This is a genomic window from Streptomyces sp. NPDC037203, assembly GCF_055605065.1.
In genome coordinates this window covers 263,272-278,245 of sequence record NZ_JBVJUC010000004.1, presented here as the reverse complement: position 1 = coordinate 278,245, position 14,974 = coordinate 263,272, and the positions used below count along the sequence as shown (strand labels likewise).

The window sequence follows — 14,974 nt, the reverse complement described above, 5'->3', positions numbered from 1 at the left end:
CGGGAAGGGCTCAGGGCATGAGATTCCTGGTACGCGACCGGATCCTCGGCATCGGCGAAGACTATTGGATCGAGGACGAGCACGGCCGCAAGGTGTTCCTCGTCGACGGCAAGGCCATGCGGCTGCGGGACACCTTCGAGCTGAAGGACGCCCGCGGCCGGGTCCTGATCGACATCCACCAGAAGATGTTCGCCCTGCGCGACACGATGGTGATCGAACGGGACGGCGAGGGCCTGGCCACCATCCGGCGCAAGCGGCTTTCCCTGCTGCGCAACCACTACCGCGTGGCACTCGCCGAGGGCTCCGAACTGGACGTCAGCGGCAAGATCCTCGACCGCGAGTTCGTGGTCGAGTACGACGGGGAGGTGCTGGCCGTGATCTCCCGGCGCTGGATGCATCTGCGGGAGACCTACGGTGTGGACATCGTCCGCGAGGACGCGGACCCGGCGCTGCTCATCGCGGTAGCGGTGTGCGTGATCCATCTCGCGGAGAAGGAGCGGGAGGGGGACTGAGGGGAGGGGGACTCAGGGGCGGGCCGCGGCGCGCGGGTGGTGCCGGCGCGTTCCCGGTCGGCGGCGCGTGGGCCGTCGGCGGTGCGTTCGCGGTCGACGGGCGGGTGGACGGTCGGCGGTGCGTGAGCGGTCGGCAGCGCCCAGGGTGGCTTCGGCTAGTGACGGGGTGGGGCCAGTCCCAGGACACGGTCCTTCAGCGCGGGGAACTGCTCGCGCGTCGCCGCCACCTTCGCCGGGTCGAAGTCGACCGTGAGGACCTCCTCGCCGGCGCCGGCCTCGGCCAGCACCTCGCCCCAGGGGTCCACCACGATCGAGTGGCCCGCCTGGGGAACTCCGGCGTGCGTCCCGGCCGTTCCGCAGGCGAGCACGAACGCCTGGTTCTCCACCGCCCGCGCCCGAGCCAGCAGCGTCCAGTGCGCGCGCCGCCGTTCGGGCCAGCCGGCCGGGAGCACCAGCACCTCGGCGCCGGCATCCACGAGGGCGCGGAAGAGTTCGGGGAAGCGCAGGTCGTAGCAGGTGCCGAGGCCGAGCGTGGTGCCGGGCAGCGGGACCGTGACCGGCTCCCGCCCCGCGCCCATCAGCACGGCCTCGCCCTGGTCGAAGCCGAAGCGGTGGATCTTGCGGTAGGCGGCGGCCAGCTCACCGGAGGGGGAGAAGACGAGGGAGGTGTTGTAGAGGGTCCCGTCGTCCGGCCCGCCGCCGTCGGCGGACGCCGCGCGCTCGGGGACCGACCCGGCGTGCAGCCACACGCCCGCGTCGGCCGCCGCCTTGGCCATCGTCTCGCTGGTCGGCCCGTCGAGCGGCTCGGCCTCGCGGCCGAAATCCTCGTAGGCGAAGGCGCCGGTCGTCCACAGCTCGGGCAGCACCACCAGATCGGCACCGGCCTGGGCCCGGACCAGCGCGGCCGCGCGCTGTCGGCGCGAGGCGGGCGATTCACCCTCGTCGACGGCGATCTGGATCAGAGAGGCGCGCACACTACCACCGTCCTGGCATTCGAGTCGTCCATACGGGCCTACGATCGTCACGCGAAAGCACTGCCGGGGTGCCTGCCAGCAGCGTAACTTAGCTTCCCAGACACCCGCCGACGTGCAGCCGCCGCCCGCTGGCACCGCCGCCGCAACCTGCCCGTGTACCGACCGCCGAGGGGTCCCGTTCCGTGAGTCTGCATCCCACCCTCCAGCCCTACGCCGACGCCTGGACGCACTCCGTCGACGCGATATCCGAGATGGTGCAGCCACTGGCCGAGTCCGAGTGGAACCGGCGTACACCGTGCCCCGGTTGGTCGGTACGTGATGTCGTCTCGCACGTCATCGGCCTGGACTGCGAGCTGCTGGGCGACCCGCGCCCCATCCACTCCCTGCCGCGCGACCTCTTCCACGTCACCAACGAGCACCAGCGCTACATGGAGATGCAGGTCGACGTCCGCCGCCACCACACCGCGCCGGAGATGACGGCCGAACTGGAGTACACCGTCATCCGCCGCAACCGCCAGATGCGCAACGAGAACCGCGGGCCGGACCACATGGTGCGCGGGCCGCTGGGCACGGAGATCACCCTCGAACACGCCTACCGGATGCGCGCCTTCGACGTCTGGGTGCACGAGCAGGATCTGCGCACGGCCCTCGGCCGCCCCGGCAACCTCGACTCACCCGGCGCGTACGTCACGCGGGACATCCTGCTGGGGGCGCTGCCGAAGATCGTCGCGAAGGACGCGGACGCGCCGCGCAGTTCGGCCGTCGTCTTCGATGTGCACGGCCCCGTGGAGTTCCTGCGCACCATCCGCGTCGACATCCAGGGCCGCGGCACCCTGGAGACCGCCCCGGCGCTGGGTCCGGTGGCCTCCCTCGCCCTGGACTGGGAGACCTACGTCCGGCTGGCCTGCGGCCGGGTGACCCCCGAGGCGGTGGCCGACCGCGTCAAGACGGACGGCGATCAGGACCTGGCGGAGGCCATTCTGCGCAACTTCACCGTGACGCCATGACGTCGTGATGCCGTGACGCCGTCGAACCTGTGATGCCGTGCCGTCCTTTCCGCCGAGGGGAATTCAGGGCACCGGCAATTCGGTGGCCGCGGCCGGGGCGACCTTCTAGCGTTGCCCGACATGACCGCCGACCTGCCCCGGCTCACCCGGCTCACCTTCCACGGCCCCCTCTCCGAGGCCCGCGCGACCGCCATGGTCCAGCGGCTCGCGGCGAACCGCCCCCGCACCGTGCTGGACATCGGCTGCGGCTGGGCCGAGTTGCTGCTCCGGGTGCTGGACGCCGTACCGGACGCCACGGGAACCGGCGTCGACCTGAACGCCCGAGATCTCGCCCGCGCCCGGAAGAACGCGGAGGAACGCGGGCTCGGCCACCGGGTGGAGTTCGCCGAGGAGTCCGCCGTGGGCACCGAGCGGGGCCCGGCCGACCTGGTGCTCTGCCTCGGCGCAACCCATGCCCTCAGCGAGGCCCAGCCGCCGACCGCCGAGGCCCTGCGCGCGCTGCGGCGCCTGGTGACCGACCGGGGCCGGGTGCTGGTCGGCGAGGGTTTCTGGCAGCGGCCGCCCACCGGGGCCGAGTTGTCCGGCATGTGGCCGGGCGCCGCCCTCGACGACCACGACGACCTCGGTACGCTGCTCGACCTCGCGGTCGAGGCCGGCTTCCGCCCGGAGTGGACCGAGACGGCGAGCCCCCGGGAATGGGAGGAGTTCGAGTCGGGCTACCAGGCGGACCTGGAGGTCTGGCTCGCCGGCAACCCGGACCACCCGCTGGCAGCCGAGACCCGCGCGCGGCTGGACCGGCACCGCGCCCAGTGGATGAGCTACCGGGGTGTCCTCGGCATCGCGTACCTCACCCTCGTACCGGACCTGCGCTGAGACGGGCGGCCGGGCTCACGCCGGTACGTGCACCGTCTCCACCCGGCTGGCCACCAGCCGTTCGCGTTCGCGGCGGGCGGCGCGGGCGCGCAGGCGCAGGATCTGGCTGAGACCGAGCGCCTGGAGCACGAACACCGCGCTGAACGCCACCCGGTAGTCGTCGCCCGTCGCGTCCAGGAGCACGCCGATCGCGAGCAGAGTGGTCATCGAGGCGATGAAACCGCCCATGTTGGTGATGCCGGAGGCGGTGCCCTGACGCTCGGGCGGGTTGGCCGGACGGGCGAAGTCGAACCCGATCATCGAGGCGGGCCCGCAGGCGCCGAGCACCGCGCACAGGACGATCAGCAGCCACATCGGCGCGTGCGGGGCGGGGTAGGCCAGCGTCACCGCCCACAGCAGCGCGGTCGCCGCCACCGTGCACAGCGCGAGCGGCAGCCGGGCGGCGTGGTGCCGGGCGATGACCTGGCCGTAGACCAGTCCCACCACCATGTTGGAGAGCACCACGAGGGTCAGCAGCTCACCGGCCGTGGCCCGGCTGAGCCCTTCCGCCTCGACCAGGAACGGCAGGCCCCACAGCAGCAGGAAGACCATCGCCGGGAACTGGGTGGTGAAGTGCACCCACATGCCGAGCCGGGTGCCGGGCTCCCGCCAGGCCTCGGCGATCTGCCGGCGGACGGAAGCGGAACCCTGGTGCCGGGACGGCGCGGGCTCGTGGCCTTCGGGGTGGTCCTTCAGCAACAGCAGGGTCAGGACGAGGACGACCACGCCGGCCAGCGCGCTGCCGGCGAACGCCTGCGTCCAGCCGATGCTGTGCAGCAGCCGGGCCAGGACGAGAGTGGAGACGAGGTTGCCCGCCATGCCGACCAGGGCCGCGAGCTGCGCGACCAGCGGTCCGCGCCGGGCCGGGAACCAGCGGGTGCCCAGCCGCAGGACGCTGATGAACGTCATCGCGTCACCGCAGCCCAGCAGCGCCCGTGAGGCGAGCGCGGTGCCGTACGACGGCGAGAAGGCGAAGCCCAGCTGCCCGATCGTGAACAGGACGGCGCCCAGCGTCAGCACCTTTTTGGTGCCGAGGCGGTCGACCATCAGGCCGACGGGTATCTGCATGCCGGCGTAGACCAGCAGCTGGAGTATGGAGAAGGTGGACAGCGCCGAAGCGTTCACGTGGAAGCGGTCGGCCGCGTCGAGGCCCGCCACGCCCAGCGAGGTACGGAAGATGACGGCGACGAAGTAGACCGCGACGCCTATGGACCACACGCCGACGGCCCGGACGCCGCCCGGCGGGTCACCCGGAAGGGTGGGCTTGCTCATCGCACCTCACCTCGCGCGAGAAGCGAGACCCGGCTCACGTGCCGGTGCACGACCCCGACGGCCGCCTCCGCGTCCCCGGCCCGCAGCGCCTGGAGGATCTCCTCGTGCTCGGCGAGCGTCGTGGCCACCCGGTCGGGGTGCGAGTACATGACGGCGACGCCCATCCGCAGCTGGCGGTCGCGCAGCTGGTCGTAGAGGCGCGCCAGGATCTCGTTGCCCCCGCTGCGGACGATCTCGGCGTGGAAGCAGCGGTCGGTCACCGCGGCCTCGGCCAGCTCCCCGGCGGCGACCTGCGCCTTCTGCCGCTCCAGCAGCTCGGCCAGCCGCTCCACCAGACCCGGCGGGGCGGGCACGGCCTTGCGGGCGGCGTGCTCCTCCACCAGCAGCCGGGTCTCCACCACGTCGGAGATCTCCTGCGCGGACACCGGCAGGACCAGGGCGCCCTTCTTGGGGTAGAGCCGGATCAGGCCCTCGACCTCCAGGCGCAGCAGTGCCTCCCGCACGGGCGTGCGCGACACCCCCACGGCGTCGGCCAGCTCGCCCTCGGTGAGGAGGGTGCCGCCCTCGTAGCTCCGGTCGAGAACGCTCTGTTTGACGTGGGCGTACACCCGGTCGGCGGCGGGTGGCTGCTTGGCGGGCGGGGCGGTAGCCGTCTTCATGCCTACAGGATAGATACAACAGGTACGCAACGCGCTCCGGCGTCCACCATGCGGACATGACATCCCCCTCCCGCGAATGGCCGCACAACCTTCTGTGCTACCTACGTGTCTGACAGATGCGGCCCTTCTCTCTTGACTACGTCAACTCGGCCGTATCCAGGGGCATTCCAGACAATCGGGGTATTCACTTTGATTACCGGCATCATGGGCATCCGCCTCCGCCGAGCCACCGCCGTCGCGATCACCTCAGGTGCGCTGATCGCCACCGGCGCCCTCACCGCGGCGCCCGCGCAGGCCGTCACCGCGCCCTCGATCGTGGCCAAGGGCGGCTACGTGATGAACAGCGCGACCGGCTCGACGCTCTACAACAAGGCCGCGGACACCAAGCGGTCCACCGGTTCCACGACCAAGATCATGACGGCCAAGGTCGTGCTGGCGCAGAAAAACCTGAACCTCGACTCCACGGTGACGATCCAGAAGGCGTACAGCGACTACGTCGTCAAGAACAACGCCTCCCAGGCTCACCTGATCGTGGGCGACAAGGTGACCGTCCGCCAGCTGCTGTACGGCCTGATGCTGCCGTCCGGCTGCGACGCCGCCTACGCCCTCGCCGACAAGTACGGCTCCGGCTCCACCCGCGCCGCCCGCGTGTCGAACTTCATCGGCAAGATGAACAGCGCCGCCAAGAGCCTGGGCCTGAAGAACACGCACTTCGATTCCTTCGACGGCATCGGCAACGGCAAGAACTACTCGACGCCGCGCGACCTGACGAAGATCGCCAACAGCGCGATGAAGAACGCCACGTTCCGCGCCGTCGTCAAGACCAAGTCGTACACCGCCAAGACGAAGACCAAGTCCGGCGGCACCCGCACGATGGCTCCCTGGACCAACACCAACGGGCTCCTCAAGAGCTACAGCGGCACCATCGGCGTGAAGACCGGCTCCGGCCCCGAGGCCGGGTACTGCCTGGTCTTCGCCGCCACCCGGCACGGCAAGACCGTCATCGGCACCGTCCTGTCCTCCACCTCCATCCCGAATCGCGAGTCGGACGCCACGAAGCTCCTCAACTACGGCTTCGCCAAGCTCGGCTGACGACTGACGCCGGCACACCCACCGCGCACACCGGGCCCGTCGCAACCAGCGGCGGGCCCGCTCCGCTGTCCGGCGGGTCCCGGTGGCAGTGGATTGCGTCATGCCACCAGCGTGCCGCCCGCGACCACACACTCACCATCCGTGACACCCCTGGCGGACCCCTGAGCCATCCCTGACGAAGCATCAGGCTCCATACCCCGCTGCGAGTCGGGGTCAGCGCAGCCCGACCACCGGCCGCCTCCGGCCACGTCCCGAAGGGCTGTCGACGTGATGGCCGCATCCGGTTCAGAAAGAGTCTGCGAGGCGTACAACCGTTCGTAAGTGTCACGTGTCTTTCTTGCGAGCCAACAGGCTCACTACATCGTTCAGAGCCCGCATACCCCCCATGCGTCCTGCGCGCGGCTCTCTCCAGTGGGGAAAACAGATGCGTATTCGTGCCAGCCTGGCTGCCGCGACGGTGTCCGGCGCCGTGGCGCTCACCGCGCTTCTCGCTCCCGCCGCGCAGGCGGCGGACAGCCCGAAGATCCCGCAGGGCTTCACCTCGAAGCCGTCCGTCGGACGCAACGCGCCGGCCGACGAGACCAACGGCGACATCACCATCACCAAGGTCACCGACAACGCCAACCAGGACGTCGTCGTCGGCGTCGGCAAGAAGACCTTCAACATCTACGTCACGGCCACCGACCAGTCCGGGATTCTCACCGCGGACGCGATCCTGTGGCACGGCGACAGCCTGGACCAGGGCGGCTTCGACGGCGCGCTCTACACGGACAACGCCGCCACGTGCGACAACTGGAGCGCCACGTCCGCCACGTGCAAGATCACCATCACGGCCACGGCGGGCACCGACCTCTACGACAGCGCCCTGAACGGCCGGTGGAACGTGGCCGTATACGCCGAGGCCAACAACGGCGACTACGTCGAGAAGGACTTCTACAAGAGCCGCTGGGTCAAGCGCGCCGCCAGCTTCAGCGGTTTCAACGCCGCTCCGGAGCCCGTCACCAAGGGCAAGACCATCACGGTCAGCGGCACCCTGAACCGCGCCAGCTGGTCGTACCTGAAGTACTACGGCTACGGCAGCCAGTCCGTGCAGCTCCAGTTCAAGCCGGCGAACAGCAGCACCTACAGCACGGTGAAGACGATCAAGAGCTCGTCCACCGGCTACCTGAAGACCACCGTCACCGCTTCGGTGGACGGCACCTGGCGCTTCCACTACGCCGGTAACAGCACCTCCTCCGTCGCGGACGCCTACGACAACGTCGACGTGCGCTGACATGTCGCCGAAGACGGCGGCATGACATGACCGAGGCCCTGTGGATCGCTCCACAGGGCCTCCGGTTCACGCGCGAGGGCGGGTCACGCCCAGGTGATCAGCCGCTTCGGCTGCTCCAGGATCGCGGCCACGTCGGCCAGGACCTTGGAGCCGAGCTCGCCGTCGACCAGGCGGTGGTCGAAGCTCAGGGCGAGGGTGGTCACCTGGCGCGGCTTGACCTTGCCCTTGTGGACCCACGGCTGGAGCTTGATCGCGCCGATGGCGAGGATCGCCGACTCGCCCGGATTGATGATCGGCGTGCCGGTGTCGACGCCGAAGACGCCGACATTGGTGATCGTCACCGTGCCGCCCTGCATGGCGGACGGGGAGGTCTTGCCCTCGCGCGCGGTGGACACCAGCTCGGCGAGCGCGTCGGCCAGTTGCGGCAGCGTCTTGGCCTGCGCGTCCTTGATGTTCGGGACGATCAGACCGCGCGGGGTGGCCGCCGCGATGCCCAGGTTGACGTAGTGCTTGACCACGATCTCCTGGTTCGCCTCGTCCCAGGCCGCGTTGATGTCCGGGTTGCGCTTGATGGCGACCAGCAGGGCCTTGGCGATCAGCAGCAGCGGGTTGACCCGCCGGCCCTGCATCTCCTTGTCCTGCTTCAGCTCCTCGACCAGCTTCATGGTGCGGGTCACGTCCACCGTCACGAACTCCGTGACGTGCGGGGCCGTGAACGCCGAGCCGACCATCGCCGCCGCGGTCGCCTTGCGCACACCCTTGACGGGAATGCGGGTCTCCCGAGCGCCGTCGTACGTGGCCACGGGGGCGGGAGCCGCCGGGGCCGCCGTTTGCGCGGGCGCGGCGGCGGGGGTGGCCGCGGGCGCGGCCGCCGCGTGGACGTCCTCGCGGGTGATGATCCCGTCCGGGCCGGACGGGGTGATCGCGGCCAGGTCGACGCCGAGGTCCTTGGCCAGCTTGCGCACCGGGGGCTTGGCCAGCGGGCGGGGGCTGTCCGCCGCCGGGGCGTGGCCGTTCAGCTCGGGCTCGGCGGCCGGGGCCGGGACGGTGGCCTCGGCGCTCTTGCGGGGGCGGCGCCGGGTGGCGGAGGTCGCCACGCCGTAGCCCACCAGGACCGGCTGACGGGCCGCGGGCTTCGCTTCCCCGGCCTGAGCCTCCGCATCCGGCGCCGGAGCCTCCGGTGCCGCGGGCGCCGCCTCGGGCTGCGCGGGGGCCGGAGCCGGGGCCCCGCCCGCCACCTGCACCGCGATGATCGCCGTACCCACGTCGACCGTGGTCCCCTCGGGGAACCGCAGCTCGCGGACCACGCCGTCGTAGGGGATGGGCAGTTCGACGGCCGCCTTGGCGGTCTCGACCTCGCACACCACCTGGCCGTCGGTCACCGTGTCACCCGGCTGGACGTACCACTTGAGGATCTCGGCCTCGGTCAGGCCCTCGCCCACGTCGGGCATCTTGAACTCGCGTACGGACGCGTCCGTCATCGTCGTCACGACCCTCTCCCTCAGTACGCCAGCGAGCGGTCGACGGCGTCGAGCACGCGGTCCAGGTCCGGCAGGTACTCCTCCTCCAGGCGGGCCGGCGGGTACGGGGCGTGGTAGCCGCCGACCCGGAGCACCGGGGCCTCCAGGTGGTAGAAGCAGCGCTCGGTGATCCGGGCGGCGATCTCCGCGCCGGAGCCGAAGAACACCGGCGCCTCGTGGACCACGACCAGGCGGCGGGTCTTCTCGACCGAGGACTGGATGGCGTCGAAGTCGAGGGGGGAGACCGAGCGCAGGTCCAGGACCTCCAAGTTCTTGCCCTCCTCGGCTGCCGCGGCGGCGACCTCCTGACACAGCTTCACCATCGGACCGTAGGCCGCGAGGGTCAGGTCGGTGCCCTCGCGGACCACCTGGGCCTTGTGCAACGGCGCGGGGATCGCCTCGACGTCCACCTCGGCCTTGTCCCAGTAGCGGCGCTTGGGCTCGAAGTAGATCACCGGGTCGTCGCTCTGGATGGCCTGCTGCATCATCCAGTAGGCGTCCGACGCGTTCGACGGGCTGACCACCTTCAGGCCGGCGACGTGCGCGAACAGGGCCTCGGGGGACTCGGAGTGGTGCTCGACCGCGCCGATGCCGCCGCCGTAGGGGATGCGCACGACGACCGGCATCTTGACCTTGCCGAGCGAGCGCGCGTGCATCTTGGCGAGCTGGGTGACGATCTGGTCGTAGGCCGGGAAGACGAAGCCGTCGAACTGGATCTCCACCACCGGCCGGTAGCCGCGCAGGGCCAGGCCGATCGCGGTGCCGACGATGCCGGACTCGGCGAGCGGGGTGTCGATGACCCGGCTGTCGCCGAAGTCCTTCTGGAGGCCGTCCGTGACACGGAAGACGCCACCGAGCTTGCCGACGTCCTCGCCCATGACCAGGACCTTGGGGTCGGCCTCCAGGGCGCGGCGCAGCGACTCGTTGATGGCCTTGGCCATCGCCATCTTCTCGGCCATCTCAGTGACCCCCTTCTGCGTCCGCGAACGACGCCTGGTAGGCGGCGAACTGGGCCCGCTCCTCGTCGACGAGCGCGTGCCCGTCCGCGTACACGTTCTCGAAGATGGCGAAGTGGTCCGGGTCGGGCATGGCGCGGACCGCTTCGCGCACTCGCTTGCCCAACGCCTCGGACTCGGCCTCGAGTTCCTCGAAGAACCCCTCGTCCGCGTGGTTCGACGCCTCCAGGTGCCGGCGAAGGCGCAGGATCGGGTCCTTGGCCTCCCATGCCTGGCGCTCCTCGTCGCCCCGGTAGCGGCTGGGGTCGTCGGAGGTGGTGTGGGCGCCCATGCGGTAGGTGAACGCCTCGACCAGGGTGGGGCCCTCGCCGTTGCGGGCGCGCTCCAGGGCCCAACGGGTGACCGCGAGGCAGGCCAGCACGTCGTTGCCGTCCACGCGCACGCCCGGAAAACCGTAGCCCTGGGCGCGCTGGTAGAGGGGCACCCGCGTCTGCTTCTCGGTCGGCTCGGAGATCGCCCACTGGTTGTTCTGGCAGAAGAACACCACGGGCGCGTTGTAGACCGCGGAGAACGTGAACGACTCGGCCACGTCGCCCTGGCTGGAGGCGCCGTCGCCGAAGTAGGCGATGACCGCAGAGTCCGCGCCGTCCTTGGCCACGCCCATCGCGTAGCCGGTGGCGTGCAGCGCCTGGGAGCCGATGACGATCGTGTACAGGTGGAAGTTGTTGCTGTTGGGGTCCCAGCCGCCGTTGTTCACGCCGCGGAACATGCCGAGCAGGTTGGTCGGGTCGACGCCGCGGCACCAGGCGACGCCGTGCTCGCGGTAGGTCGGGAAGACGTAGTCGTCCTCGCGCGTGGCCCGGCCGGAGCCGATCTGGGCGGCCTCCTGGCCCAGCAGGGACGCCCACAGGCCCAGCTCGCCCTGGCGCTGGAGGGCGGTGGCCTCGGCGTCGAAGCGACGGGTGAGCACCATGTCGCGGTAGAGGCCGCGCAGGTCGTCGGGGGTGATGCCGGCGACGTAGGAGTCGTACTCGGCGTTCTTGACCCGCTTGCCCTCCGGCGTCAGAAGCTGCACGAGCGCGGGCTCGGTGCCCTTCTGCGCGCCGGCGCGCGCGGCGCGCGGGGCTCGGGTCGTGCTGGTGGTGCGCTTGGTGCCGGTGGCTCCGGACTTGGTCCCGGCCGAGCCGGTCTTGCTGCCGGTCGTGCCGGCCTTGCCTGCGGCGCTGCGCTTGCGCGCGGCACTGCTGTCCACGGTCACGTGTGCTCCTCCGTCGTTCCGGCCCCCGGGGTTGCCGGTAGGCCAGTGCGGCTCACCTGTTTCGACCACGGGGCACGGGGTGGGTGCCACTCGGCCGGGAACAGGCGTGACAGGTGCCCCGGCGAGCGCCCTGCGACCATTACGTTACCCAGTGCTCCACATTTCTGTGAAACCCCGCTTGACCTGCGATTTTGCTTGGATTTCCAAGTAAATCGAGGTGATGCGGAAGCGCGCTGGTCACAGCCTTGTGGCAAGGCCGGAGCACCCGAACGTTATCCCGGTCACCCAGGTGACGGGAAGGGTTCTCCGGGGGAAGACCGGCCTCGCGTTCTTTTGCGGGAGAAAGACTCCGAAACCCCGGAAAGGCTTCATGGCCGAGACGAACAAGGCGAATGCCCACCGTTCGGCCCGGTTCACCCTGTGACCAATTGCGACCGTCGACGACTGACTGTGAAAGGCCCAGCTCACAGGGTATTTCCCGTGGCTTAACATCTGCGGCGTGCCGCGCCCTTGTGTACCACCCCCCACCCCTCACGCGCCCCCTGTGAGCGCCCTGCTCCGCCTGTACGACGCCGCCGGTGCGCCCCTTGCCTGCGAACCGGTGGACCAAGGGCTCCTCAATCGCGGCTACCGGCTGTGCACCACGCGCGGCCGGTACTTCCTCAAGCACCACTTCGACCCCGACACCGCCGACCCGGCCGCCATCGAGTGCCGGCACCGGGCCACCCTGCGCCTGGCCGCCCTCGGCGTGCCGGTCGCCGTGCCGCTAGCGCACCGCGAGGGCCGTACCGTCGCCGTCGTCGGCGGCCATGCCTACGCCCTGCATCCCTGGATCGACGGCGGGCACCGCCACGGCGGCCAGCTCACCCGCTCGGAGAGCGCACGCCTCGGAGCGCTGCTGGGCGCCGTGCACGCCTGTCTGGAGCGCGTGATGCCGCCCAAGGGAGGCACCCGCCCGGCCGCCGGCCCGCACCCCGTGGAGAGCGCCGACCCGGCCGACACGTTCACGCTCATCGACCAGCTGCTCCTGCGGGTGCGCCGGCACCGCCCGGCCGACGCCTTCGACGCGCTGGCCCGGCACCGGTTGCGGGAGCGGCGGCTGCTGCTGGAGCGGCACGCGGACCGGCGCCCGCCGCCCGGCGGCCCGGTCGGCTGGGTGCACGGCGACTTCCACCCGTTCAACCTGCTCTACAAGGACGGCGCTCCGGCGGCCATCGTGGACTGGGACCGGCTCGGCGTGCAGCCCCGCGCCGAGGAGGCCGTACGCGCCGCCGCGATCTTCTTCCTGCGCCCCGCGGGCGCCCTGGACTTACCGAAGGTGCGGGCGTACGCCCGCGCGTACCGGCGCGCGGCCGACGTCACGCCCACCGAGCTGGCCGCGGCCGTGCGCCGGGTGTGGTGGGAGCGCCTGAACGACTTCTGGATGCTGCGCTGGCACTACGAGCGCGGTGACACCCGCGCGGACTGCCAGTTCCCGGCCGCCTCGGCGCTCGTGGTGTGGTGGACACGGGAGTACGACGCGGTGTGCGACGCGTTCACCCGGTGAGCGGGCGGGTGTGCGGGTTTACCGGGTTCTCACCGGCAAAAGGCGGCGGCCACCCGTCACCCGGTGGGCAGTCCCGCCGCCCCGCCGGACGCCGCGTTGCCGTCGGTGGTGGTGCCGCCGGTGTTGCCCGCGTCCGTGCCGCCGCCGTCCGTGGTGCCGGTGTCGCCGCCGTTCGTGCCGCCGCTGCCCGTGGTGCCGGTGCCGCCGTTCGTGCCACCGCCGCCCGTGCTGCCGGTGCCGCCGTTCGTGTTACCGCCGGTCGTGTCGCCGCCGGTCGTCGTGTCCGTGGACTGCGACGACGAGGGCTTCGGCCCCGTCGACCGGTCGGTGGGGCCGGTGGACGGCGGAGTCGAGTACGACGGCGGCCACTGGGACCCGGAACCGGTGCTCGACCCGTTGTCGGACGAGGTGTCCGTGGACGGCCCGGTGCTTTCGTCGCTCGGGCTCGAACTGGCGGAGTCGTCGTGGGTGCTCTTGGTGTGCGTGGCCGGCGGCTTGGTGTCACCGCCGGTGCCGCCGCCCCCCGACGCGCCCTTCAGTGCCAGCGCCACGCCCGCCGCGATGGCGATGACCGCGAGCACGGCGAGGATCCACAGCTTGCCGCGCCCGCTGCCCTTGTTGCCGTGCCCCTCGAAGCCGCCGTCGTCGCCGTGGCCGTAGCCCTGCGGCAGCAGCGGCTGCGGGATCTGCGTGGTGCCGGAGCCGGCCATCGGGTGCGCCATGGCGGTCGTGCTCGCGAAGCCGCCCGCCGGGGTGTGCCGGCCGTCGTGCGCGGCCACCGGGCCGGTGTTCCAGGTGCCGGTGTGGCCGCCCTGGTCGTACAGCATCTGGAGGCCGTACTGGACCAGGCCGCGCATCTCCTCCGCCGTCTGGAACCGGTCGTCCGGCTCCTTGGCGAGCGAGCGCATGACCAGGCCGTCCAGCTCCGGCGGGCAGCTCTCGAGGACCTGGGACGGCGCGATCGGCGTGTCCTGGACGTGCTGGTAGACCACGGACAGCGGGGTCTCGCCGGTGAAGGGGGGCCGCAGCGCGAGCAGCTCGTACAGCAGGCAGCCGGTCGCGTACAGGTCGGAGCGGTGGTCGACGGCCTTGCCGAGCGCCTGCTCCGGGGAGAGGTACTGGGGCGTGCCCATGACCATGCCGGTCTGGGTCATCGTGGACTGCGCGCCGTGCAGGGCGCGGGCGATGCCGAAGTCCATCACCTTGACGGCGCCACTGTCGGTGATGATCACGTTCGCGGGCTTGATGTCGCGGTGCACGATGCCGTGCTGGTGCGAGTAGGCGAGCGCCTCCAGGACGCCGGAGACGATGATCAGCGCCTGCTCGGGGCCGGGCGCCTCCGCGTTCATCAGCAGATCGCGGATGGTGCGGCCCTCGACCAGCTCCATCACGATGTACGGCACCGACTGGCCGCCCACGACGTCCTCGCCGGAGTCGTACACGGCGACGATCGCGTGGTGGTTGAGCCCGGCGACCGACTGTGCCTCACGCGTGAAACGCGCCTTGGAGACGGGGTCCTCGGCCAGGTCGGCGCGGAGCAGCTTGACCGCGACCGTACGGCCCAGACGGACGTCCTCGGCCGCGAAGACCTCGGCCATGCCGCCCCGGCCGAGGCGGTGCGTGAGCCGGTACCGGCCGTCGCCGACCAGCCCTGCGTTGCCCCAGTTCTCCGGTCCGTCCGACATGCCGCCGCCGCCAGACGCCTCCGGGTCGGACGGGCCCTGGGCGCGCTGCGTCTGTGCCATCAGTCCTCGCCGTCGTTTCTGCCCGCGGTGCGCGCGGTGTTGTCACGGTCTCCGTCGGCCACGCTACAGCCTCCGTGGGGGCCACCGGTTCGGAACCGGAACCGGGACCGACTCTGCGCCGGACCGGCCATGAAACCCTCAGCACGGGCCGTCGTGCAAATTCTGTGTGCTGGTCGCGCGCCCCCTGTAACGCTTGCGCGACGCTTCCTGCCCGTACGGTCACGGAACGGGCACCGAGCTTGACGTGT

The 14,974-nt window shown here is 71.1% G+C and carries 13 protein-coding genes; 6 read left to right on the top strand and 7 right to left on the bottom strand.

All coding sequences use genetic code 11. The features are described 5' to 3' along the window. Window positions 1-17 precede the first annotated feature (17 nt). Complete coding sequence (locus ACZ7EC_RS14670; protein ID WP_471062490.1) at window positions 18-512, top strand: LURP-one-related/scramblase family protein; 495 nt, start codon at window positions 18-20, stop codon at window positions 510-512. 155 nt (window positions 513-667) lie between these two features. Here the strand turns inward: ACZ7EC_RS14670 and ACZ7EC_RS14665 are convergent, their stop codons facing one another. Then, on the bottom strand, window positions 668-1,486 hold the full coding sequence (locus ACZ7EC_RS14665) for a carbon-nitrogen family hydrolase (RefSeq protein ID WP_471062489.1): 819 nt from the start codon (window positions 1,484-1,486) through the stop codon (window positions 668-670). Window positions 1,487-1,668: 182 nt separating this feature from the next. Between ACZ7EC_RS14665 and ACZ7EC_RS14660 the strand changes: the two genes are divergently transcribed. Beyond that, entirely contained in the window at window positions 1,669-2,493 is an 825-nt protein-coding gene (locus tag ACZ7EC_RS14660; RefSeq protein WP_471062488.1) for a maleylpyruvate isomerase family mycothiol-dependent enzyme, read from the top strand. Window positions 2,494-2,613: 120 nt separating this feature from the next. After that, window positions 2,614-3,366: an SAM-dependent methyltransferase gene (locus tag ACZ7EC_RS14655; protein ID WP_471062486.1), complete on the top strand. Its 753-nt coding sequence runs from the start codon at window positions 2,614-2,616 to the stop codon at window positions 3,364-3,366. A 15-nt stretch (window positions 3,367-3,381) separates the two neighbouring features. Here ACZ7EC_RS14655 and ACZ7EC_RS14650 read toward each other — a convergent pair whose 3' ends face one another. Further along, window positions 3,382-4,677: an MFS transporter gene (locus ACZ7EC_RS14650; RefSeq protein ID WP_471062484.1), complete on the bottom strand. Its 1,296-nt coding sequence runs from the start codon at window positions 4,675-4,677 to the stop codon at window positions 3,382-3,384. Continuing rightward, window positions 4,674-5,336 carry a GntR family transcriptional regulator gene (locus ACZ7EC_RS14645; RefSeq protein WP_471062483.1) on the bottom strand — a complete coding sequence of 221 codons (663 nt, stop codon included), beginning with the start codon at window positions 5,334-5,336 and terminating at the stop codon, window positions 4,674-4,676. Before ACZ7EC_RS14645 ends, ACZ7EC_RS14650 begins: the two co-directional genes overlap by 4 nt. A 189-nt stretch (window positions 5,337-5,525) precedes the next feature. Here ACZ7EC_RS14645 and ACZ7EC_RS14640 point away from each other — a divergent pair, with 189 nt between their 5' ends. Beyond that, window positions 5,526-6,428, top strand: coding sequence for a D-alanyl-D-alanine carboxypeptidase family protein (locus ACZ7EC_RS14640; protein WP_471062482.1), 903 nt, complete (start codon window positions 5,526-5,528; stop codon window positions 6,426-6,428). A gap of 424 nt (window positions 6,429-6,852) precedes the next feature. Then, complete coding sequence (locus ACZ7EC_RS14635) at window positions 6,853-7,701, top strand: DUF5707 domain-containing protein (protein WP_471062480.1); 849 nt, start codon at window positions 6,853-6,855, stop codon at window positions 7,699-7,701. Between the two features lie 83 nt (window positions 7,702-7,784). Here the strand turns inward: ACZ7EC_RS14635 and ACZ7EC_RS14630 are convergent, their stop codons facing one another. From ACZ7EC_RS14630 to pdhA, 3 genes are read right to left on the bottom strand one after another with little or no spacing between them, the layout of a single operon-like run. Next, complete coding sequence (locus ACZ7EC_RS14630; protein WP_471062478.1) at window positions 7,785-9,191, bottom strand: dihydrolipoamide acetyltransferase family protein; 1,407 nt, start codon at window positions 9,189-9,191, stop codon at window positions 7,785-7,787. Between the two features lie 11 nt (window positions 9,192-9,202). Continuing rightward, a complete protein-coding gene (locus ACZ7EC_RS14625; RefSeq protein ID WP_471062476.1) occupies window positions 9,203-10,180 on the bottom strand; it encodes an alpha-ketoacid dehydrogenase subunit beta in 978 nt (325 codons plus the stop codon). A gap of 1 nt (window position 10,181) precedes the next feature. Next, window positions 10,182-11,435 (bottom strand): pyruvate dehydrogenase (acetyl-transferring) E1 component subunit alpha, encoded by a 1,254-nt coding sequence (gene pdhA, locus ACZ7EC_RS14620; RefSeq protein WP_471062474.1) that lies wholly within the window; start codon window positions 11,433-11,435, stop codon window positions 10,182-10,184. A gap of 544 nt (window positions 11,436-11,979) precedes the next feature. Between pdhA and ACZ7EC_RS14615 the strand changes: the two genes are divergently transcribed. Further along, complete coding sequence (locus tag ACZ7EC_RS14615) at window positions 11,980-12,981, top strand: phosphotransferase (RefSeq protein WP_471062472.1); 1,002 nt, start codon at window positions 11,980-11,982, stop codon at window positions 12,979-12,981. A gap of 56 nt (window positions 12,982-13,037) precedes the next feature. On the opposite strand, the gene ACZ7EC_RS14610 is transcribed toward ACZ7EC_RS14615, so the two are convergent. Continuing rightward, window positions 13,038-14,726: a protein kinase domain-containing protein gene (locus tag ACZ7EC_RS14610; RefSeq protein WP_471062470.1), complete on the bottom strand. Its 1,689-nt coding sequence runs from the start codon at window positions 14,724-14,726 to the stop codon at window positions 13,038-13,040. Between the last annotated feature and the right edge of the window lie 248 nt (window positions 14,727-14,974).